This is a genomic window from Flavobacterium sp. (assembly GCF_044360715.1).
GTDB lineage: Bacteria > Bacteroidota > Bacteroidia > Flavobacteriales > Flavobacteriaceae > Flavobacterium.
Genome location: NZ_JBIKJY010000017.1, coordinates 1 through 21,802 on the forward strand (window position 1 = coordinate 1; position 21,802 = coordinate 21,802).

Below are 21,802 nucleotides of genomic sequence, written 5' to 3' on the forward strand. Positions count from 1 at the left end.
TATACTACATATTAACACACTATAATAACCATCAATAATTTAAATTTAATTAAAATCTTTTTTTATTGTTTTTAATATATGTTGAAAACTTTCAAGATTTAGAAAATTAAAATTTTATTAAATCTTGCTACTTAATTCCGTTTTCTGATTTCTTCTTTGTACTTTTAATGCATATTAAGAATGATATATGAAAAAGAATTTCAGAAAAATGACAAAAAAAGCCAAAGATTTTTCGGCTCACGTATATAAAATACTATCCGCATCACCTACTAAAGACTTTAATTACAAACAAATAGCTGCGATAATTGAAGTGAATGATACTCAAAGTAGAAACGAAATTATTAAAGAATTAGGTATTTTAAAGAAAGCAGGTAAAATAGAAGAAAACGAACGCGGTAAATACAAAATAATATCAAAAGCAGAATATTACGAAGGAACTGTAGACATGACATCTCGTAAATCGGGATATTTTGTTTGTTCTGAATTAGAAGATGATGTATATATTCCGTTTATTAATTTAAACCATGCTTTAGATGGTGATAAAGTTAAATGTTATATTTACAATAGAAGAAGTTCAAGAAAACCAGAAGCAGAAGTTTTAGAAATTTTAGAAAGAGCAAAAACAGAATTTGTTGGCGTAATTGATATTCAGAAAAATTTTGGTTTTGTAACTACTACAAACGCTAAAATGTATACCGATATTTTTATTCCAAAAAATGAAATAGCTACTGCAGAACACGGTGATGTTGTATTAGTTTCAATGGTGGATTGGCCAAAAAAAGCCGATTCCCCTTTTGGAAAAGTAATTAAAGTATTAGGAAAACCTGGAGAACATAATACAGAAATTCACGCCATTTTAGCAGAATATGGTTTACCATACGATTTTCCAATTGAAGTGGAAGCTTATGCGAATCAAATAGATACTTCAATTACAGAAGAAGAAATTGCAAAACGTAGAGATATGCGAAATATTTTAACGTTTACAATTGATCCAAAAGATGCTAAAGATTTTGATGATGCCTTATCATTCCAAGTTTTACCTAATGGAAATTATGAAATTGGAGTTCATATTGCTGATGTATCTCATTATTTACAAGAAGGTACTATTTTAGATGAAGAAGCGTATAATAGAGCTACTTCTGTGTATTTAGTAGACAGAGTGGTTCCAATGTTACCCGAAGTATTATCAAATTTTGCCTGTTCTTTACGACCAAATGAAGAAAAATATACATTTTCAGCTATTTTTCAATTAAATAATAAAGCGGAAGTTATTGATTCTTGGTTTGGAAGAACGGTTATTTATTCAGATCAACGATTTTCGTATGAAGAAGCACAAGAAATTATTGAAAGTAAATCAGATATAATTCCAGCACATATTTCATTGACTGGAAAGGAATATCACGCACCAAAACCAATTGTAGAAGCCACTTTAAAAATGAACGATTTTGCAAAAATTCTTCGTAGAAAAAGAATGAATGCTGGTGCAATTTCTTTTGATAAAGTAGAAGTAAAATTCAATTTAAACGAACACGCAGAACCTGTTGGAGTATATTTCAAACAAAGTAAAGATGCTAATCATTTAATTGAAGAATTTATGTTATTAGCTAATAGAAAAGTAGCTGAATTTATCGGAAAACAAAAGAAAACGTTTATATATAGAATTCACGATGAACCAAATGAAGATAAATTATTCGGTTTACAAAATGTAATTTCTAAATTCGGATATAATTTAAATTTAAAATCAAAACAAGATATTTCTACTTCTTTAAATAAATTATTAGAAGACGTTCAAGGAAAAAAAGAACAAAATATGGTGGATACACTTACAATTCGTTGTATGAGTAAAGCCGCTTATTCTACAAATAATATTAGTCATTACGGCTTAGCGTTCGATTATTATTCGCATTTTACTTCGCCAATTCGTCGTTATCCTGATGTGATGGCACACCGTTTGCTACAATTTTATTTAGATGGCGGAAAAAGTGTTAGTGAAGAAGTTTTTGAAGAAAAATGTATGCATTCGTCCGATAGAGAAAATTTAGCGGCTAAAGCGGAAAGAGATTCTGTAAAATATATGCAAGTAAAATACATGCAAGACCATAAAGATCAAGAGTTTTTAGGTGTAGTTTCTGGCGTTACCGAATGGGGAATTTATGTAGAAATTATCGAAAATAAATGTGAAGGAATGGTGCGTATTAGAGAAATTAAAGATGATTATTATACGTTTGACGACAAACAATATGCGTTAGTAGGTGAAGTTTCTAAAAACTTAATACAATTAGGAGACGAAGTATACGTTAAAGTAAAAAATGCCGATTTAGTAAAAAAACAATTGGATTTTCATTTTGTAAGAGAAAACAAATAAAGTGTTCAGTAATCAGTTTTTAGTGTTCAGTTAAAATAAAACATCATCACAAACTTGTCATTTCGACGTTAGGAGAAATCTCATTATATGAAAGTAATAGAATTTATAAAAAGGAATATTTCGGTTTTTAGTGTAACTGGATTAATAGTTTTGTTTTCGATATTATTTATACATTCAAATAAAAATGATTATTTTCATGCGAAAGCTTTAATAAGTTTCTTTAAAATCATCTTATTATTTGTAGGTTTTCTAATATTGATTTTAGATTTAATCTTAAAGAAATACATTTTAGATAGAATTAAATTAAATACTATTCAAATCATAATATTTATAATAGTTAGCTTATATTATTATTTTAAAATTATATATAAATCATGAAAAAAATCATTTATTCCTTATTATTTTTAAGCTCTTTAGCTTTTGCCCAAACTGAAAAATCGGTTGGTGATTTTACCAAAGTCACGTCTTTTGATAAAATAGATGTGTTATTACTTTCAGGTACTGAAAATAAAGTAATTTTAAAAGGTACTAATTCAGAAGAAGTAGAATTAATAAACAATAATGGCGAATTAAAAATTAGAATGCCATTAACAAAAATACTAAGTGGTGATGCTGTTTCAGCAACCGTTTATTATAAAAAATTAAATGCTTTAGAAGCTAATGAAGGCAGTAGAATTTCTTGTGAAACAGAAATAAAAGCTATTGGTTTTGATATTATTACCAAAGAAGGCGCAGAAATTGTTTTAAATACTCTTAGTGCAGATAAATTAAAAGTGCGTTGTGGTGCAGGAAGCATAGTTACTGTTAAAGGAACAGTAAAAAATCAGGATATTTTAGCGAATTCGGGTGCTAAATATGATGGTCAAGATTGTATTAGCCAACAAACTACAGTAACCGTAAATGCTGGCGGAATAGCTAATGTAAATGTTTCTGATATAGTGGATGCTAAAACCAGAGCAGGCGGAACAATTACTATTTACGGCAATCCAAAACAAATAAATCAAAAATCGGTTGCTGGCGGAAAAATTATTCAAGCAAAATAAAATTTACCTTCAAGTTTTTTTATAACTTTAAAAATTAGTAGTTTTACATTTAAGTGCATTAGTTTAATAACCCTTTTAAACTTATAAACTTTTTAAACTTATAAACTTTTTAATGATTCACGATATATTATTAGCCATTCCTTGGGCATTTTTGTTAGCTATTTCTATTGGTCCTGGTTTTTTTATGTTATTAGAAACCAGTATTACAAAAGGATTTAAAGCTGCTTTTACTTTAGATTTAGGAATTGTTTTTAGTGATATTATTTTTATACTTATTGCTTATTTTGCCACGAATCAAATACTTTCGCAATTAAAAGACAACCCTATTTTATATATTGTTGGAGGAATTATTATGTCTGTTTACGGATTAATTTCTTATATTCAGTTAAAGAAAAAATTTAACGAAAAAATGGAAGACGATGATGATGAAGATATTCAGAAAAACAACTACTTAGGTTTATTTTTTAAAGGTGTTTTTTTAAACATTATTAATATTGGAGTCTTAGGTTTTTGGATGATGATTATAATAACTCACGGTCCAAAATTAGAAATGAATCCGTTGCGAATTTTTGTTTTTTTTACTTCAATTTTAGTGTTTTATTTACTAATTGATATTTATAAAATACTATTAGCCAAACAATTAAAACATAAATTAACACCAAATAACATTTATAAAATTAAAAGAATTATTAGTATAGTAATATTAATTTTCGGTGTGTTTTTTATCCTTCAAGGGCTTTTTCCAAAAAGCAAACAAATCGTAAATAAAAAATTAGGTATAGAGCAAGTTGTGAAGTAATTTTATAAAAAAAAGCTACTTTTTCAAGTAACTCTTTTTGAATTTTCGCCGGATTCGAACGATAACGTTATTTAATTTTTTTTAAAAATACACAAAAAAAAGAGCTACTTTTTCAAGTAACTCTTTCAGAGGCATCGTCCGGATTCGAACCGGAGTAGACGGTTTTGCAGACCGGTGCCTAGCCGCTCGGCCACGACGCCATTATTGGATTGCAAATATAGATATAAAAATTTCAATATTCAAATCACAAATTCCAAATATTTTAAAATCTATTTTCTTTTTTCAATCTTTATTTTCTTAAAACTATCTTTTTTTCTTCATACGTATCGTAACTCCTTCAACATCACCACCAATTGGCGGGTTTAGCTTCGTTACCTCAATTTTTATTTTTAATACAGGAAGTAATTCTTTTAAAACCCTATCTATAATTCTTTGTGCCACGTGTTCTAAAAGTTTGGCACGTATTGCCATTTCTTCTACTACAATTCGATTTAAATCTACATAATCTACAGTATCATTTAGTTCGTCTGTTTGAGCAGATGGTTTTAAATTGGTTTTTATAGTTAAATCTATTCTATAATTACTTCCAATTTTTGCTTCTTCTTCCAAACATCCGTGATATGAAAAGGTTCGAATATTAGTTAATTTTATTTTTCCCATTAATTTTTTGTTTCAGGTTTCAAGTTCAAAGTTAGTTAGTTTTTTCAACTTTTTAAACAACTTTAAACCTTAAACTTGAAACATTTTCTATCTTTGTCAAAAGAAAGAAAATTATTATGTCTGCAGAAGAAAAATCTTTAAATTTTATAGAACAAATTATAGAAGACGATTTAAAAAACGGTTTATCTTCGGATAAATTACGTTTTCGTTTTCCTCCAGAACCTAACGGATATTTACATATTGGTCACGCAAGTGCTATTTGCTTAAATTTTGGTTTAGGTATAGATTATAAAGCGCCAGTTAATTTACGTTTTGATGATACGAATCCTTCAAAAGAAGAACAAGAGTTTGTAGACGCCATTAAAAAAGACGTCGAATGGTTGGGTTTTAATTGGGACAAAGAATGTTATGCTTCAGATTATTTTCAACAATTATATGATTGGGCAGTAGAATTAATTAAAAATGACAAGGCGTATGTAGACAGTCAGTCTTCTGAAGATATGGCCATTCAAAAAGGAACACCTACTTCACCAGGAACAGATTCGCCTTTTAGAACACGTTCCATAGAAGAAAATTTAGACTTATTTACACGTATGAAAAACGGAGAATTCGAGAAAGGAACTCACGTTTTGCGCGCTAAAATAAGTATGAAAGCCAATAATATGCTAATGCGAGATCCTATTATTTATCGTATTATGCACGCACATCATCATCGTACAGGAAACGATTGGTGTATTTATCCAATGTACGATTGGGCTCACGGAGAAAGTGATTATTTAGAACAAATTTCACACTCATTCTGTACGTTAGAATTTTTACCTCATAGAGAATTATACGATTGGTTTTTAAATCAAATTTATGACGAAACCAAAGTACGACCAAAACAAAGAGAATTTGCTCGTAGAAATTTATCGCACACCGTAGTTTCTAAACGTAAATTATTACAATTAGTTGAAGAAAAGTACGTTACCGCTTGGGACGATCCGAGAATGAGTACGATTTCTGGTATGAGAAGACGCGGAATAACCGCAACTGCTATTCGGAATTTTGCTAACACAATCGGAATTGCTAAACGTACGAATTTAATTGATGTATCTCTTTTAGATTTCTGTATTCGTGAAGATTTAAATAAAATTGCACCTCGTGTAATGGCGGTTTTACATCCAATTAAACTGGTAATTACAAATTATCCAGAAGGAAAAGAAGAATGGTTAACTGCTGAAAACAATCCAGAAGAAGAAGTTATGACATTTAGAGAAGTGCCTTTTTCTAAAGAATTATATATTGAAAGAGAAGATTTTCAAGAAGAAGCACACAAGAAATTTTTCCGTTTAACCTTAGGAACTGAAGTACGTTTAAAAAACGCATACATCATTAAAGGAGAATCTGTTGTAAAAGATGCAGAAGGAAATATTACCGAAATCCATTGTACTTACGATGTAGATTCTAAATCAGGAAGTGGTACAGAAGCGAGTAATAGAAAAGTAAAAGGCGTAATTCATTGGGTCTCTATACCACACGCGGTTGAAGCGGAAGTTAGATTGTATGACCGACTTTTCACACACGAAAATCCTGACGGCAACAAAGAGGTTGATTTTAAAGAATACATCAATCCAGAGTCTTTAAAAGTGATTACAGGCTATGTTGAACCAAGTTTACAAACCGCAAAAGAATTGGATCATTTTCAATTTCAACGTTTAGGTTATTTTTGTGTAGACAGAGATTCAACCGCTGAAAAATTAGTTTTTAACAAAACCGTTGGATTAAGAGATACTTGGGCAAAAGTTTCTGAACAGTAAAAACACGTTTGTCATTCTGAACTTGTTTCAGAATCTAATTTAAATTTCAAACCTATAAGGAAAAATTCTTTATAGGTTTTTTTATTCCTTTTTTGTGCTTATTTCATAGTATTAGAAAAAACTATTGAAACAATAATTAGTATAAGTTTAACCTTTAAAAAAAGGCTTTCATAAATAAATTTTAAATCAAAAACTTTTTTAGGTAAAGTGTTTTTAAATTCCAATTACTAAAAATCGCTAAAATCGCTTTATTTAAATTTTAGCCATAAAAAAGACCATCAGGATTCTGTTTTTAAAAATTAGACACAAAAAAACCATCAATTCTAAAATTGATGGTTTCATTTTTTTTATCTGAATTTTTCAGATTCTAATTTTTTTTAAGCTTCACTTGTGTCGCTTGGATTATAATCCGCGGATGTATGGTCGGTTTTTTTCTTTGCTCGTTTCGGCTGATTTTTCATCGTTTCACCAATTTGGTTGCTCGCTGTAAAACTTGCCACCATATTATTTAACATATCACTTCCGGCTTGTGGCGAGTTCGGCAATAAAATTAAATTACTATTTGTATCCGCTCCAATAGCTTGTAAGGTATCATAATGCTGAGTAACCACAATCAATGCCGAAGCTTCTTGCGAATTAATTCCTACATTATTTAATACTTCTACACTTTCTACTAAACCTCTTGCAATTTCTCTTCGTTGGTCTGCGATACCTTGTCCTTGTAGTTTTTTACTTTCAGCTTCTGCTTTGGCTTTAGCTACAATTCTAATACGTTGTGCTTCCGATTCAAATTCTGCAGCTGTTTTTTCTCTATCAGCCGCGTTAATTCTATTCATCGCATTTTTTACTTGAATGTCTGGGTCGATATCTGTTACTAAAGTATTGATAATATCGTATCCGTAAGTAGTCATAGATTCATTCAATTCACGTTTTACCGCAATAGCAATGTCGTCTTTTCTCAAAAACACATCATCTAAAATTAACTTAGGAACTTCGGCACGAACCACATCAAATACATAAGCCGTAATTTGATCGTGTGGGTATTCTAATTTGTAAAACGCTTCGTACACTTTACTTTGAATTACATTAAACTGAACCGAAACTTTCATTTTAATAAAAACGTTGTCTTTTGTTTTCGTTTCAATAATAACGTCTAATTGTTGAATTCTAAGATTTACTCTTCCGGCAATTCTATCAATTACAGGAATTTTTAATTGCAATCCAGAACTTCTAATGCTTGTAAATTTTCCAAATCGCTCTATTACAACAGCGGTTTGTTGCTTTACAGTAAAAAAGGAACTTAGTAAGATAAATAATCCTAAAACAAGGATGAAAATGATAATTGGAGACATAAGTGATAATTTAAAGTTATACTAATTATACGTTGCTTTTGTGTAAAAGTTACAAGAAGTATAAATTATCACTTATATCTTAATTTTAATGTTTATAAAGTTGCAATTGCTTTTTCAATTCTACTTGAAGTTTCTTCTTTTCCAATTAGTTCAATAATATCAAACAAATGCGGACCTTTTAAAGCGCCAACTAAACTCAATCGTAGCGGCTGCATTACTTTACCCATACCAATTTCGTTTGTTGTCATCCAGTTTTTTAAAAGAGTTTCAATATTTGTTGATGTAAAACCTTCTATATTTTGTAATTGCTCAACAACTTGTTTCATTAATTCTGGTGTTTCTTCTTTCCAGTTTTTAGCTGCTTTTTCATCGTAAGACGTTGGCGCAACAAAGAAATAATCGGCTAAATCCCAAAACTCTGTTATAAAATTAGCGCGTTCTTTAATTGAAGTAACTACTCTTGTAATATCTAAAGAAGTTGAAATTCCTTTTTCTTCTAAGATTACTTTAAACGCTTCGGCTAAACTTTCATCCGTTTGTTTTTGTAAGTATTGATGATTGAACCATTTGTTTTTCTCTGGATCAAATTTTGCACCTGATTTATGAATTCGTTTTAAATCGAATTTTTCTATAAGTTCTGCTAAACTAAATATTTCTTGTTCCGTTCCGTCATTCCAACCCAATAAGGCTAAAAAGTTAATTACAGCTTCAGGGAAAAACCCAGTTTCTTTATAGCCTTTCGAGGTTCCTTCCGCGGTTTTCCATTGTAAAGGAAATACTGGAAATCCTAATTTATCTCCATCACGCTTGCTTAATTTTCCGTTTCCAATTGGTTTTAAAATCAAAGGTAAATGTGCAAATTCTGGCGCCTCCCAACCAAATGCTCTGTAAAGCATTACGTGTAAAGGCATAGATGGCAACCATTCTTCACCCCTAATTACGTGTGAAGTTTCCATTAAATGATCATCTACAATATTGGCTAAATGATACGTTGGCATTCCGTCCGATTTAAATAAGACTTTATCGTCAAGTAAATTGGTATCAAAATGTACATCACCACGAATAATGTCTTGTAAATGCAAGGTTTCGTTTACTGGTGTTTTAAAACGAATTACGAAATGTTCTCCATTTGCAATTCGGGTTTTTACTATTTCATCTGAAAAATTTAATGAAGTATCTAATTTTTCTCTAACAGTATGATTGTATATAAATGTTTTTCCTTCAGTTTCTGCTTGTTTGCGCAATTCGTCGAGTTTTTCAGGAGTATCAAACGCATAATACGCCCAACCAGATTGAATTAATTCATCGGCATATTGCTTGTACATTTCTTTTCTATCCGATTGACGGTACGGTCCAAATTTTTCATTTTTTCCAATGGTTTCATCAGGTGAAATTCCTAACCATTCTAAAGCTTCAAAAATATAATCTTCCGCTTCTGCTACAAAACGAGTTTGGTCTGTATCTTCTATACGTATATAAAAAGTACCGCCGTGTTTTTTGGCAAATAAATAATTAAAAAGCGCAGTTCTTACGCCACCAATATGTAAAGGCCCTGTTGGACTTGGGGCAAATCGTACTCTTACCGGTTTGTTCATCTAAATATATTTTTGGCAAAGATACTATTTTAAAATTCCAAAAGTTAAATTCCAAACTCCAAATACTGCAAAAATTCGAATTTGGAATTTTAAAATTTGGAATTTATTTTATCGTTGATTTTTTTTGTAATTTTATCGGTTATAAACAAATTAGTAACAATCTTGGAAAAGAAAGCCATAATTTACGATAAACTGGAAGGCTTTATCAAAAAGTTTTACACGAATGAGTTGATAAAAGGAGTACTTCTTTTTATGACCATTGGTTTATTATATTTTATTTTTACCTTTCTAATCGAATATTTTCTTTGGTTTGATTCATTAGGTAGAACCATATTGTTTTGGCTATTTTTGTTGGTAGAAGCGCTATTGTTGTTTAAATTTATAGTGATACCTGTATCAAAATTATTTAAAATTCAAAAAGGGTTAAACTACGCAGAAGCATCCAAAATTATAGGAACTCATTTTGATGAAGTACAAGATAAATTACTTAATTTCTTGCAATTAGCCAACACCACTGAGCCTTCAGAATTGGTTTTAGCTTCTATAGAACAAAAAGCGAAGAACTTACAACCCATTCCGTTTTCAAACGCTATAAATTTTAACCGGAACAAAAAATATTTGCCTTTTGCACTGATTCCGTTATTGTTTCTTTTATTTTTCTATATATCTGGAAATTCGGATGTAATTTCTAAAAGTTTTGCAAGAGTGGTTCAATACGATACTAATTTTGAAAAACCCGCTGCGTTTAAGTTTGAAATTATTTCGAACAATTTACACGTGGAACAAAATAAATCTTTTAAATTAGTTGTAAGAACCGTGGGTTCGGTTATTCCTGAAAACGCGTCAATTGTAATTAATGATGAAGAATATTTTTTAGAAAACACATCACCTGGTAATTTTACTTATCAATTTGAAAACGTACAGAAAGATATTAAATTTCATTTTCAATCTAACGAAATCACTTCTGCCGATTATGTTTTAAACGTGGTGAATGTGCCTACTATTTCTTCATTTACGATGCAATTAAATTTTCCAAAATATTTAGGAAAAAAATCAGAAATTATTCAAGGCACAGGAAATGCAGTTATTCCTGAAGGCACAACGGTAACTTGGAAATTAAATACGTTTGCTACTACACAAGTAGCTTTTAAAGATCAATCTGCAATTAGTTTGTTTCAAAAAAACGCCACGCAATTTTCATTTGCAAAACGAATTACTAACGCTACCGATTATCAAATTTCTATTTCAAACACGCAACTTAAAAACTACGAGAATTTACAATATAAATTAACCATTTTAAAAGACCAGTTTCCGAGTATTTCAGTAACCGAAACTCCAGATAGTTTAAAATTAAAACAAAAAGTAATTATTGGCCAAATAGCTGATGATTATGGAATGACAAAATTACAAGTGGTGTTTTACGATAAAAACAAACCTAATATACTTTTCAAGAAGGGCTTGATTTTAAAAAACAAAGTGGTGGACCAATTTGTATATGCTTTTCCTGATGGAATTGCGTTACAACCCGGAATTAATTACGAATATTATTTCGAAGTGTTTGATAATGATGTAGTTAATGGTTTAAAATCATCTAAATCAGCCGTTTTTTCTCATTCTGAATTAACAAAAGAGCAAAAAGAGCAAAAATCATTACAAGAACAGCAATCCAACATCAATAGTTTACAAAAAGCGCTGGACAATCAAGACAAACAATTTGAAGCATTAGACAAACTTAAAAAGCTTGACAAACAAAAAGACAACTTAGATTATAAAGACCAAAAAAAAATTCAAGACTTTATTAATCGTCAAAAACAACAAGACGAAATGATGAAAGAATTTTCTGAAAAAATGAAGGAAAATCTGGAACAATTTAAGCCTGAGCAAAAAGACGAAATGAAACAAGAGCTTTTAAACCGTTTAGAAAAAAACGAGAAACAAGCTGCGAAAAATGAAAAGCTTTTAAAAGAACTTGAAGAGTTGGCTAAAAAATTAGAAAAAGAAGAATTGTTTGATAAAGCAGATAAATTGAAACAACAAGCTAAAACGCAACAAAAATCTTTAGAGCAATTAGTGGAACTTACTAAGCGATATTATGTTGAACAAAAAGCAGAACAACTGGCGGATAAATTAGATAAATTAGCTAGTAAACAAGATAAGCTTTCAGACAAAGAAAGCCCAACGAAAGAGGAACAAGAAAAGCTTTCAAAAGAGTTTGATGATTTAAAAAAAGAACTTGACGATTTAGAAAAAGAAAATAAAGAATTGAAATCGCCAATGGATATTCCAAACGATAAAGGCGACCAAAAAGACGTAGACCAAGAGCAACAAAAAGCAGAAGATAATTTAGAAAAGAAAGACCAAAAACAAGCCAAAAAGAATCAAAAAGCAGCGGCTCAAAAAATGAAAGAGATGAGCCAAAAAATGTCTGAATCGATGTCGGCTGGTGAAATGGAAGACAATGCTGAAGACGCTAAAGTAATGCGTCAAATTTTAGATAATTTATTATCTTTTTCATTTGATCAAGAAAAAGTTATGAAACAATTTAAGGCGGTTTCTAATTCCAAATCTAATGTAAGCGCTTTACTTAAAAATCAACAAGATTTAAAAACGCAATTCAAGCACGTTGACGACAGTTTGTTTGCCTTGTCTTTGCGACAACCCAAACTTTCCGATTTGGTTTTAAAAGAAGTAGAAGAAATACATTATAATTTAGACAAGTCTATTGAGAATTTAGTTTCCACTACTCGTTCAAAAGGAATTTCACACCAACAATTCACATTATCTTCTGCAAACAAATTAGCAGATTTTCTGAGTAATGTACAAAGCGAAATGAGTATGAGTATGTCTTCTTCTGGCGGTAGCGGAAAACCAAAACCAGGCAAAGGAAAAGGCGACCAATTGTCCGATATTATTTCTAAACAAAAAGGTTTGGGCGACAAAATGAAAGACGGAAAACCAAAACCCGGCGAAGGCAAAAAACTTGGTGAAGGAAAAAAACCCGGCCAAGAAGGCGAAGGCGGCTCACAAGGTAACGAAGGTAAAGACGGCGAAGGCGATGCGGGCAAATTATTAGAAATAATTAAAGAACAACAAGCGCTCCGTGAATCTTTGCAAAACGAATTGGAAAAAAACGGTGTGGGCGGTAACGGACAAAACGCTATAAAACAAATGAAGGAGTTAGAGAAGCAACTTATTAATAAAGGACTTACACAAGACAATATTAATCGTGCGCTACAAATAAATCACGAATTATTAAAGTTAGAATCAGCGCTTAAACAACAAGGTCAAGACACTAAAAGAGAATCAAATACAAACAAAACAGATTTTCTGGGAAGCAACAAACCACTACCTCCTGCGTTATTAAATTATTTAAAAAGTGTGGAAATATTAAACAGACAAAGCTTACCTTTGCAACCCAATTTTAACACCAAAGTACAACAATATTTTAAAAGCAATGATTAGTTTTAATTACGAATCTGATTTTATTTTAGACCAAGAAGAGCATTTTGCTTCTTGGATAGAAACTATTATAACTTCTGAAAACAAATCCGTTGGAGAAATCTCTTATGTTTTTTGTGACGATGACTATTTACACGCTATTAATATGCAGTATTTAAACCACGACACGCTTACGGATATTATTAGTTTTGATTATACAGAAGGTGATGTAATTAGTGGAGATATTTTTGTTTCCATAGAGCGCGTGAAAGACAATGCGATTGATTTTAAAGTCTCTTTTGAAGAAGAATTAAAACGTGTTTTGGCTCACGGTGTTTTGCATTATTGCGGATACAAAGACAAAACAGACGCAGATGCTACTTTAATGCGCACAAAAGAAAACGAAAAAATAAAACTGTTCCACGTGGAACTTTAATATAATAATCAGGTTTTTTTGTTCCACGCGGAACAAAAAAACATAAAGAAAAACCACGTGTTTCACGTGGAACAAAAGATATGTTTCAAGAAAAATATGATGTAATTGTTGTAGGTGCCGGTCACGCAGGTTGCGAGGCAGCCGCTGCTGCCGCCAATATGGGTTGTAGTACTTTATTGGTTACTATGAATTTGCAAAACATTGCTCAAATGTCGTGTAACCCGGCTATGGGAGGCATTGCAAAAGGTCAAATTGTTCGTGAAATTGATGCTTTAGGAGGTTATTCCGGAATCGTTTCTGATGTAACAGCCATTCAGTTTAAAATGCTGAATCTCTCAAAAGGACCAGCAATGTGGTCGCCTCGTTGTCAATCCGACAGAATGCGTTTCGCAGAAGAATGGCGAATGATGTTAGAAGGAACTCCGAATTTAGATTTTTATCAAGAAATGGTTTCGGGTATTATAACTGAAGGAAATCATATTATAGGGATTAAAACATCTTTAGGATTAGAGATTAAAGCCAAAACGGTAGTCCTTACAAATGGTACTTTTTTAAATGGTTTAATTCATATCGGAGACAAACAATTTGGAGGAGGTCGTGCAGGCGAAAGCGCTTCTTTTGGCATTACTGAAGATTTATTAAAATTAGGTTTCGAATCAGGAAGAATGAAAACAGGTACGCCGCCTCGTGTAGACGGTCGTTCTTTAGATTATTCAAAAATGATTGAACAACCAGGTGATATAAACCCTTCAAAATTTTCGTATTCAGATGTTACAAAACCATTAACAGAACAACGTTCTTGTTTTATGACTTATACTTCTGAAGTGGTTCACGATTTATTACGAGAAGGTTTTGATAGAAGCCCGATGTTTAACGGCAGAATTAAATCTATCGGACCAAGATATTGCCCTTCTATTGAAGATAAAATCAATCGTTTTGCAGACAAAGATCGTCATCAATTGTTTATTGAACCTGAAGGATGGAAAACGTGTGAAGTGTATGTAAATGGTTTCTCAACTTCGCTTCCAGAAGATGTGCAATTTAAAGCATTGCGTTCTGTGGTTGGGTTTGAAAACGTGAAGTTTTTCCGACCAGGTTATGCTATTGAGTACGATTACTTCCCTCCTACGCAATTAAAACACACTTTAGAAACAAAATTAATTAATGGGTTATATTTTGCTGGACAGATAAATGGTACAACCGGTTATGAAGAAGCCGCTTCGCAAGGATTAATGGCGGGTATTAACGCAGCATTACAAGTTCAAGAAAAAGAACCTTTGATTTTAAAGCGAGATGAAGCATATATTGGCGTTTTAATTGACGATTTAATCACAAAAGGAACAGAAGAACCATACAGAATGTTTACTTCTCGCGCAGAATATAGAACCTTATTACGTCAAGATAACGCCGATTTAAGATTAACTCCGAAAGGATATGGAATTGGTTTAGCGAAAGAAGATCGTTTGAAACGTATGGAATATAAATTAGATGCTTCTGATAAATTTGTTACTTTCTTTAAAGAAACAAGTATTAAAGCAGAAGTGGCCAACCCTATTTTAGAAGAAAAAGGATCAAGTTTGATGACGCAAGGCGATAAAATGTTTAAAGTTTTTTCGCGTCCACAAATTGATTTAGATGATATATTAAAGTTTAAAGCCGTAACAGATTATATTTCAGAAAATAATTTAGATCAGGAAGTAATTGAACAAGCCGAAATTCAAGTGAAATACTCTGGCTATATCGAAAAAGAGAAAAATCACGCAGATAAAGTGAATCGTCTTGAAGATGTTCGCATTCCAGACAACTATGATTTTGATAAAATAAAAGCGATTTCAATCGAAGCGCGTCAAAAACTAACTAAAATACGACCAACAACTATAGCACAAGCTTCAAGAATTAGCGGCGTTTCGCCAAGTGATATTTCGGTACTACTAATTCATATGGGAAGATAAATGTATTTACGATTTGAGATTTTTGATTTACGATTTAGACGTTTCGTAAATCAAAAATCAAAAACCGTAATTTTCAGGTTCCACGTGAAACAACGTTGTTAAAGCCAATAAATAAAGAGAAAATGAAATTTTTAGAAGAAAACCAATTTATAATAGTTAAAGACCATTCCGTTTCAAAAGAAACATTTTCTTTGTTATACAACAAAGAATACGATATTTTAAAAACACACCCTACTCCATCATTAGAGGTTTTACCAAAGTATTACGAAAGCGAAGATTATATTTCACACACAGATGGTAAAAGAACGCTGTTTGAAAAAATATACCATTTAGTAAAACGAAATGCTATTAAAGGCAAAGTTTCATTACTTAATAAAGAACAAAACAGTAAAGGCAAGTTGTTAGATATTGGATGCGGAACGGGCGATTTTTTAGTAGAGGCTAAAAACCAAGGTTGGTCGATATTAGGTTTTGAACCAAATTCTGATGCGAAACAATTGGCTGCTAATAAGGGCATTTCGTTTACGGAAGATATTTTTGCTTTACCAGAAAACACCTTTGATGCGGTAACTATGTGGCACGTTTTAGAACACGTACCAAATTTAACGGAATATATTGCCAATTTAAAACGTATTGTTAAGCCAAACGGAACCATTATTATAGCGGTACCAAATTACAAATCGTACGATGCCAAATATTACAATCGTTTTTGGGCAGCGTACGATGTACCTCGTCATTTATGGCATTTTTCAAAAACCAGTATAAAAAGATTGTTTTCGGATGTGGATATGGAATTGAAAAAAGTAAAACCAATGTGGTTTGATAGTTTTTATGTTTCCCTTTTATCTGAAAAATATAAAAATGGAAAAATGAGTTTCGTAAAAGGATTTTTAGTCGGTTTATGTTCAAATGTTTCAGGATTGTTCAAAAATGAGTTTTCTTCGCACATTTATATCATAAAAAACAAGTAAAAAGCAAATAAATACGTTTTAAAGGCTTTTTCTTGTAAAAACACTCAAATATATTTACAAAAAAAGTTAATCAATAAAACAAAGGTTTAAATAAGTCGGTTTTAATAGTAATTTCTTATTGTATATTTAACAACACATAAAGTTTTCTTATAGTGTCTCCTTTTTAATTTATTTTTAAAAAAGAAGCAAAAATTAAAAGAAACCTATTATTTTTACAAAAATTAAAAAAACGATTACAAATTAAATAATCATACTTTACAAAAATGAAAAAATTAGTAAGCATTGTTGCATTAAGTGTAGCATTAATTTCTTGTCAAGAAACCACCACGTCAAAAGCAGATTTTAAAACAGGTTATATAGATACTTCTGTTCTATTAGAAAAATACGAAAAGTTTAAGGATGAAAATGATAAATTCAAAGTTAAATCTGAAGAAATGGGGCGTCCTTTAGAGGCCAAAGGCAGACAATTACAAGCCGAAAAAGATGCATTTCAAAGTAATGCACAAGCAAACGGACAAGCTTGGGCACAACAAAAATATGGCGAATTACAACAAAGAGAACAACAAATTTTACAAGAAAGAGATCAAGTTTTAGCCCAAATTCAAACAGAAGGCGGAAAACTACAAGACACTTTAATTAAACAAGTAAAAAAATATATCAGAGAATTCGGTAAAAAACAAAAATTCGATTATATTTTTACTACTTCAGAAGATGCTCCTTCTGTAATTTATGCAAAAGATTCGTATAACTTAACAGATAAGTTGCTGAAAGAGCTAAATGATCAATACAAAGCAACAAACCAAAAAAAATAACAATTTAGCCTTGAGAAATCAGGGCTTTTTTATTTTTTAGTATTTTCAACTTGTTTCAGAATTTTTTTTCAATTAAATTTGTTTATCAACGAACAACTCAATTCTTTGCCATCAACTTTAACTTAAACTATACGCCAAATGAAACACTTATCTAAAGCCGCTCAGTACACCTTGCAGTTTATCAACCAAACCAATAAATCTGTTTTTTTAACAGGTAAAGCTGGTACTGGAAAAACCACACTTCTTAAAGAAATTATTGCCACATCACACAAAAACACGGTTGTGGTTGCCCCTACCGGAATTGCTGCACTTAATGCGGGTGGAGTTACCATTCATTCTATGTTTCAATTGCCGTTTGCGGCTTTTATTCCTGATTATAAAGTTGTCAATTCCAATTCGTATCAATATAAATTTGAAACGAAAAGTACGATTAGCAAACACTTCCGAATGAACGGCACTAAAAAACAAGTGCTCGTAAATTTAGAATTGCTTATTATTGATGAAGTATCTATGCTTCGTCCAGATGTATTGGATGCAATTGATTTTATGCTGCAAAAAGTAAGAAGAATCGATGCGCCTTTTGGGGGTGTTCAAGTACTTTTTATTGGCGATTTATTGCAATTACCTCCAGTTATTAAGCAAGAAGAATGGTACGAATTAAAGAACTATTATCAAGGTATGTTCTTTTTTCATTCTCAAGTGATACAACAAAATCCGCCTTTATATATTGAATTGGATAAAATTTATCGTCAAGACGACGAAGTATTCATTTCTATTTTAAACAACCTTCGAAACAATAAAATTACAAAGGAGAATATTGCTGTTTTAAATCAATACGTAAATCCAAATTTTAATATCAAAAACCATAACGGTTGTATTATTGTTACCACGCATAACGCAAAAGCAGACGAAATTAATAAAGAGGCATTAACAGAGTTAAAAGCAAAAACGATTTCTTACTTTCCCGAAATTGTGGAAGATTTTCCCGAAAAAATGTATCCTATTGAACCAAAAATGGATTTGAAAGTAGGCGCTCAAGTAATGTTTATTAAAAACGACACCTCTTTTGAAAAAAATTATTTTAACGGAAAAATAGGGAAAATTACCTCATTAGATGAAAAAGAAATTTTAGTTCATTTTGAAGAAGAAAACAAAACCGTTGAAGTAGATCTTTACACTTGGGAAAACATAAAATATACGGTAAATCCAGACACCAAAGAGATTGAAGAAACCGTCGTAGGAACATTTAGTCATTATCCTTTAAAATTGGCTTGGGCAATTACGGTTCACAAGAGTCAAGGTTTAACTTTTGACAACGCAGCCTTAGATGTTTCACGTGTTTTTGCGCCCGGACAAGCCTATGTGGCTTTGTCTCGACTTCGTTCGTTAAAAGGCTTAATTTTGCTTTCTCCAATACAATTAAACGGCATTTCTTCCGATAACGAAGTATTAAATTACGCCAATAATAAGGCAGATGAAATTGTATTAGAAAAATCATTAGCATTAGAAACGAAGCATTTTTTACGAATAGAATTGTGTAAAAGTTTCGATTTCAGACAATTGGCTCAAGAATGGCGCAATCATTTATTTTCGTATAACGACGAAGTATCCAATTCAACCAAATCGAAATATCGTATTTGGGCTCAACAAAACGAAAGCATTGTGGCGGCTTTATTGGATTCTTCTCAGAAATTTAGCAATCAAATCCAGAAAATTTGTTTCCAAGAAACTGTAGATATTCCTTTTCTGGCAGAACGTTGCGAGGCGGCATATGATTATTATTTTAAAACATTAGATTATCAGGTAACCGATTTGCTTTTGAAAATTGCGGAAGTGAGTAACTTGAAAAAAGTAAAAACGTTTCACGATGAACTTTTGGAATTAGAAGAAATTCAAGTAAAAACAGTTTTACAATTGAAAAAATCAATGCTATTGATTAAAAATTTAGTAAACGGAATTGATTTTAATAAAAACACGATGTCGTCTGATGAAATGAAGTTTTATAAAATTAATAAAATTGCTTCGTTATCAGAAAAATTCAAAGAAATTGATGGTTTTGTAGCCAAAGATTATTCCGAAACCTTTAGTAAGAAAACCAAATCCAAAAAAGCCAAATCAACAGAACCAAAAAAATCTACAATCGAAATCACATTAGAGCTTTGGAAACAAAATTTGTCTGTGGAAGAAATTGCTGCGAAAAGAAAACTAACAGTAAGCTCGATTTATTCCCATTTTACGAAACTTATTCAAATGGAAGCGATTACCATTTCAGATATTATGTCCGATGAAAAAATTGCAGCCTTAGAAGAAGCGTTTAAAGGCTATAACGATGAAGGTTTGGGTATTTTAAAAGAAAAATATGGCAATCAATTTTCTTGGGAAGAATTGCGTTTGTTTAAAGTAAGCTTGAAGAATTAAGCATATAGTTTCACCACACAGTTTGTCACCCTGAAAGGGTCTCGCGCAATATTAATTATTTTAACCGCCAAAATCAATGATCGAATTTACAGAAGGAATTTATAATTTTTACGTTTATATTCTGACAAATAAAGCAAAAACAGTGCTTTATACAGGAATGACTAATAATCTTAAAAGAAGATTACACGAACACAAATCAAAATTAAATCCAAATAGTTTTACTGCAAAATCCAATGTGTCTTACCTGCTATATTATGAACATTATGGTTGGGTTCAACAAGCAATAGAAAGAGAAAAAGAAATTAAATTAATGAAACGAGATCGTAAACTTGAACTCATTAAAAATTTCAATACAAATTTGGATTTTTTAAACGATACGATTTGACTTGAGACGCTTTCAGCAAGACAAACTGTGAGTAAATAGTTTAGCAAACAAAATGCAACACAACGTTTGTCACCCTGAAAGGGACTCACATAACGTTTTTCAATTCAACAAAAAGAGATGCTTTCAGCAAGACAAACTGGGTGTAATTAATACGGTAAATATAACACAACACAACGTTTGTCACCCTGAAAGGGTCTCACGTAAATTTTGTTACAACCAATACACGCCCAACAATGCTGGAATTAAATAAATTACAATCGTTCTGGCGCCATCGTAATCTTTCGCTACACGTTGTCCGAAAAGCAACAGCAATAACGTCACACACGAAACCATACAAGCATAATCACCCATAATGGTTCTGCCACTCGTTATGTTTTCAGCAATTCCCATAATAGACAATACACCAGCTACAATTTCTAAAGCTAAAATAGTAAGTAAAGCCGCTGGGACTTGGTTTTTAAGAAAAGTTTGAGAAAAATGACCTTTTAACCAACTTACATTTCCGTTCCAATCGGCTATTTTATCGTATCCTGATTGTAAAAATGTAATCGCTAAAAAAGCTAATAATATCAGTGCAAATTCATTCATAATTTTTGTTTTTAATTTATTTCTTTTTTATGTAATAGTCGTGTTAATTTTATCGATAAATCGGTTAAAATAATGTTACTGTTTCCATTTCTTTCAATATGATACATTGCGTCTTCCAATTCTTTAAAAATATCTGCAATATTATTTCCGTGAACAAATGGCGCAAATTTTTCTAATTTAAAATTCTCAAAATTAGGCTCTAAATATACTAAATTAGTTGCTTGATAATTCAACAACAAGGCTTGTCGAAAAAATTGAATACAAAATTGCAAAAAGTTCTTTTGCGTTTCTCTGCCTTCTTTAGCAATGGTCGTGCTCCAAGAAATTAAATCAGCAATTACACTTGCATTTCCTTTGGCTTTAAAAGCGGCTCTCACCCAATTGATAAACCATTCTTCAAAAACACTATCATCATCATCTTTATGCAATAAATGAAGTGCTTTGTTATAATTTCCTTCACATTGATGTGCTATTTTTTTTGCTAAATTAACCTCTACTTTATGTGTGGCAATTAAGGCATCCGTAATTACTTGCTCAGGTAACGCTAAAAAATCAACTACTTGACAACGCGAAATAATCGTTTGCAATAAATCGTCGATACTTTCAGAAATTAATATAAAGATTGTTTTTTCGGGTGGTTCTTCTAATAGTTTCAGTAATTTATTTGCTGCGTCTGTTCTCATTTTATCGGCCATCCATATAATCATTACCTTATAGCCACCTTCGTATGCTTTTAATGATAAGTTTTTATTAATTGCTGCCGATTCTTTAACACTAATAATTCCTTGTTTTTTAGGAATTTCTAATTTTTTGTACCAATCAAATAAACTTCCGTATGGGTTTTCTTTAACAAAACCGCGCCACTGGTCTAAAAAATTTGTACTTACAACACTGTCTCCTTTCACTTCATCTGTAGATGTAATGGGATACACAAAATGCATATCAGGATGTGATATATGTTCAGATTTTAAATTACAAGCACTGTTTCCTGTGGTGTTTTCGCCGTCGGAATTGTTACATAAAATATATTGCGCATATGCCATAGCCATCGGTAAGGTTCCAGAACCTTCAGGCCCAATAAATAATTGCGCGTGCGGAATCCGTCCTGCGTTGGCAGTCGTAATTAAATAGTTTTTAATGTGGTCTTGACCTAATATATCTTTAAATAACATCTAGCAAATATAAGCGA

General features: G+C 31.3%; 16 protein-coding genes and 1 tRNA gene. 11 read left to right on the forward strand and 6 right to left on the reverse strand.

Translation table 11 applies throughout. The annotated features are described in order from the left end of the window. The first annotated feature begins 187 nt into the window (after nt 1–187). The 3 genes from rnr (at nt 188) to ACIQ16_RS06935 (ending at nt 4,207) form a co-directional block, all read left to right on the forward strand. The gene (gene rnr / locus ACIQ16_RS06925; protein WP_396149961.1) at nt 188–2,365 is read left to right on the forward strand and encodes a ribonuclease R; all 2,178 of its coding nucleotides are present in this window, start codon (nt 188–190) and stop codon (nt 2,363–2,365) included. A 374-nt stretch (nt 2,366–2,739) separates the two neighbouring features. Beyond that, complete coding sequence (locus ACIQ16_RS06930) at nt 2,740–3,408, forward strand: head GIN domain-containing protein (protein ID WP_396149963.1); 669 nt, start codon at nt 2,740–2,742, stop codon at nt 3,406–3,408. A 112-nt stretch (nt 3,409–3,520) separates the two neighbouring features. Continuing rightward, nucleotides 3,521–4,207 carry a LysE family translocator gene (locus ACIQ16_RS06935; RefSeq protein WP_396149965.1) on the forward strand — a complete coding sequence of 229 codons (687 nt, stop codon included), beginning with the start codon at nt 3,521–3,523 and terminating at the stop codon, nt 4,205–4,207. A 129-nt stretch (nt 4,208–4,336) separates the two neighbouring features. Here ACIQ16_RS06935 and ACIQ16_RS06940 read toward each other — a convergent pair. Both ACIQ16_RS06940 and folB read right to left on the reverse strand, forming a co-directional pair. Continuing rightward, nucleotides 4,337–4,407, reverse strand: a tRNA-Cys gene (locus ACIQ16_RS06940). A 103-nt stretch (nt 4,408–4,510) separates the two neighbouring features. After that, nucleotides 4,511–4,867: a dihydroneopterin aldolase gene (gene folB, locus ACIQ16_RS06945; protein ID WP_396149967.1), complete on the reverse strand. Its 357-nt coding sequence runs from the start codon at nt 4,865–4,867 to the stop codon at nt 4,511–4,513. Nucleotides 4,868–4,983: 116 nt separating this feature from the next. Here folB and ACIQ16_RS06950 point away from each other — a divergent pair, with 116 nt between their 5' ends. Beyond that, entirely contained in the window at nt 4,984–6,666 is a 1,683-nt protein-coding gene (locus ACIQ16_RS06950) for a glutamine--tRNA ligase/YqeY domain fusion protein (RefSeq protein ID WP_396149969.1), read from the forward strand. A 377-nt stretch (nt 6,667–7,043) separates the two neighbouring features. Here ACIQ16_RS06950 and ACIQ16_RS06955 read toward each other — a convergent pair whose 3' ends face one another. Both ACIQ16_RS06955 and gltX read right to left on the reverse strand, forming a co-directional pair. Continuing rightward, nucleotides 7,044–8,018: an SPFH domain-containing protein gene (locus ACIQ16_RS06955; protein ID WP_353078130.1), complete on the reverse strand. Its 975-nt coding sequence runs from the start codon at nt 8,016–8,018 to the stop codon at nt 7,044–7,046. Nucleotides 8,019–8,110: 92 nt separating this feature from the next. After that, nucleotides 8,111–9,613 (reverse strand): glutamate--tRNA ligase, encoded by a 1,503-nt coding sequence (gene gltX, locus ACIQ16_RS06960; RefSeq protein WP_396149971.1) that lies wholly within the window; start codon nt 9,611–9,613, stop codon nt 8,111–8,113. 162 nt (nt 9,614–9,775) lie between these two features. Here gltX and ACIQ16_RS06965 point away from each other — a divergent pair, with 162 nt between their 5' ends. The 7 genes from ACIQ16_RS06965 (at nt 9,776) to ACIQ16_RS06995 (ending at nt 20,025) form a co-directional block, all read left to right on the forward strand. Then, a complete protein-coding gene (locus ACIQ16_RS06965) occupies nt 9,776–13,075 on the forward strand; it encodes a DUF4175 family protein (protein ID WP_396149973.1) in 3,300 nt (1,099 codons plus the stop codon). Then, nucleotides 13,068–13,487, forward strand: coding sequence for an rRNA maturation RNase YbeY (ybeY, locus tag ACIQ16_RS06970; protein WP_396149975.1), 420 nt, complete (start codon nt 13,068–13,070; stop codon nt 13,485–13,487). Before ACIQ16_RS06965 ends, ybeY begins: the two co-directional genes overlap by 8 nt. Nucleotides 13,488–13,567: 80 nt before the next feature. Beyond that, nucleotides 13,568–15,439 carry a tRNA uridine-5-carboxymethylaminomethyl(34) synthesis enzyme MnmG gene (mnmG, locus tag ACIQ16_RS06975; protein ID WP_396149977.1) on the forward strand — a complete coding sequence of 624 codons (1,872 nt, stop codon included), beginning with the start codon at nt 13,568–13,570 and terminating at the stop codon, nt 15,437–15,439. A gap of 122 nt (nt 15,440–15,561) precedes the next feature. Next, nucleotides 15,562–16,410 (forward strand): class I SAM-dependent methyltransferase, encoded by an 849-nt coding sequence (locus tag ACIQ16_RS06980; RefSeq protein WP_396149979.1) that lies wholly within the window; start codon nt 15,562–15,564, stop codon nt 16,408–16,410. Nucleotides 16,411–16,673: 263 nt separating this feature from the next. Beyond that, complete coding sequence (locus ACIQ16_RS06985) at nt 16,674–17,222, forward strand: OmpH family outer membrane protein (RefSeq protein ID WP_396149981.1); 549 nt, start codon at nt 16,674–16,676, stop codon at nt 17,220–17,222. Nucleotides 17,223–17,360: 138 nt separating this feature from the next. Further along, nucleotides 17,361–19,640: a helix-turn-helix domain-containing protein gene (locus ACIQ16_RS06990; protein ID WP_396149983.1), complete on the forward strand. Its 2,280-nt coding sequence runs from the start codon at nt 17,361–17,363 to the stop codon at nt 19,638–19,640. 76 nt (nt 19,641–19,716) lie between these two features. Beyond that, the gene (locus ACIQ16_RS06995; RefSeq protein ID WP_396149985.1) at nt 19,717–20,025 is read left to right on the forward strand and encodes a GIY-YIG nuclease family protein; all 309 of its coding nucleotides are present in this window, start codon (nt 19,717–19,719) and stop codon (nt 20,023–20,025) included. A gap of 210 nt (nt 20,026–20,235) precedes the next feature. Here the strand turns inward: ACIQ16_RS06995 and ACIQ16_RS07000 are convergent, their stop codons facing one another. Both ACIQ16_RS07000 and ACIQ16_RS07005 read right to left on the reverse strand, forming a co-directional pair. Next, entirely contained in the window at nt 20,236–20,613 is a 378-nt protein-coding gene (locus tag ACIQ16_RS07000) for a DoxX family membrane protein (RefSeq protein WP_353078146.1), read from the reverse strand. A gap of 11 nt (nt 20,614–20,624) precedes the next feature. Next, nucleotides 20,625–21,785 carry an ATP-binding protein gene (locus ACIQ16_RS07005; protein WP_396149987.1) on the reverse strand — a complete coding sequence of 387 codons (1,161 nt, stop codon included), beginning with the start codon at nt 21,783–21,785 and terminating at the stop codon, nt 20,625–20,627. Between the last annotated feature and the right edge of the window lie 17 nt (nt 21,786–21,802).

Excerpts from the sequence above, each read along its gene's own strand:
- ACIQ16_RS06930 (WP_396149963.1), top strand. The coding sequence starts at position 2,740 with ATGAAAAAAATCATTTATTCCTTATTATTTTTAAGCTCTTTAGCTTTT.
- ACIQ16_RS06990 (WP_396149983.1), top strand. The coding sequence starts at position 17,361 with ATGAAACACTTATCTAAAGCCGCTCAGTACACCTTGCAGTTTATCAAC.
- ACIQ16_RS06995 (WP_396149985.1), top strand. The coding sequence starts at position 19,717 with ATGATCGAATTTACAGAAGGAATTTATAATTTTTACGTTTATATTCTG.
- gltX (WP_396149971.1), bottom strand. The coding sequence starts at position 9,613 with ATGAACAAACCGGTAAGAGTACGATTTGCCCCAAGTCCAACAGGGCCT.
- ACIQ16_RS06935 (WP_396149965.1), top strand. The coding sequence starts at position 3,521 with ATGATTCACGATATATTATTAGCCATTCCTTGGGCATTTTTGTTAGCT.
- ACIQ16_RS07005 (WP_396149987.1), bottom strand. The coding sequence starts at position 21,785 with ATGTTATTTAAAGATATATTAGGTCAAGACCACATTAAAAACTATTTA.
- rnr (WP_396149961.1), top strand. The coding sequence starts at position 188 with ATGAAAAAGAATTTCAGAAAAATGACAAAAAAAGCCAAAGATTTTTCG.
- mnmG (WP_396149977.1), top strand. The coding sequence starts at position 13,568 with ATGTTTCAAGAAAAATATGATGTAATTGTTGTAGGTGCCGGTCACGCA.
- ACIQ16_RS06985 (WP_396149981.1), top strand. The coding sequence starts at position 16,674 with ATGAAAAAATTAGTAAGCATTGTTGCATTAAGTGTAGCATTAATTTCT.
- ACIQ16_RS06950 (WP_396149969.1), top strand. The coding sequence starts at position 4,984 with ATGTCTGCAGAAGAAAAATCTTTAAATTTTATAGAACAAATTATAGAA.
- ACIQ16_RS07000 (WP_353078146.1), bottom strand. The coding sequence starts at position 20,613 with ATGAATGAATTTGCACTGATATTATTAGCTTTTTTAGCGATTACATTT.
- ACIQ16_RS06955 (WP_353078130.1), bottom strand. The coding sequence starts at position 8,018 with ATGTCTCCAATTATCATTTTCATCCTTGTTTTAGGATTATTTATCTTA.
- ybeY (WP_396149975.1), top strand. The coding sequence starts at position 13,068 with ATGATTAGTTTTAATTACGAATCTGATTTTATTTTAGACCAAGAAGAG.
- ACIQ16_RS06980 (WP_396149979.1), top strand. The coding sequence starts at position 15,562 with ATGAAATTTTTAGAAGAAAACCAATTTATAATAGTTAAAGACCATTCC.
- folB (WP_396149967.1), bottom strand. The coding sequence starts at position 4,867 with ATGGGAAAAATAAAATTAACTAATATTCGAACCTTTTCATATCACGGA.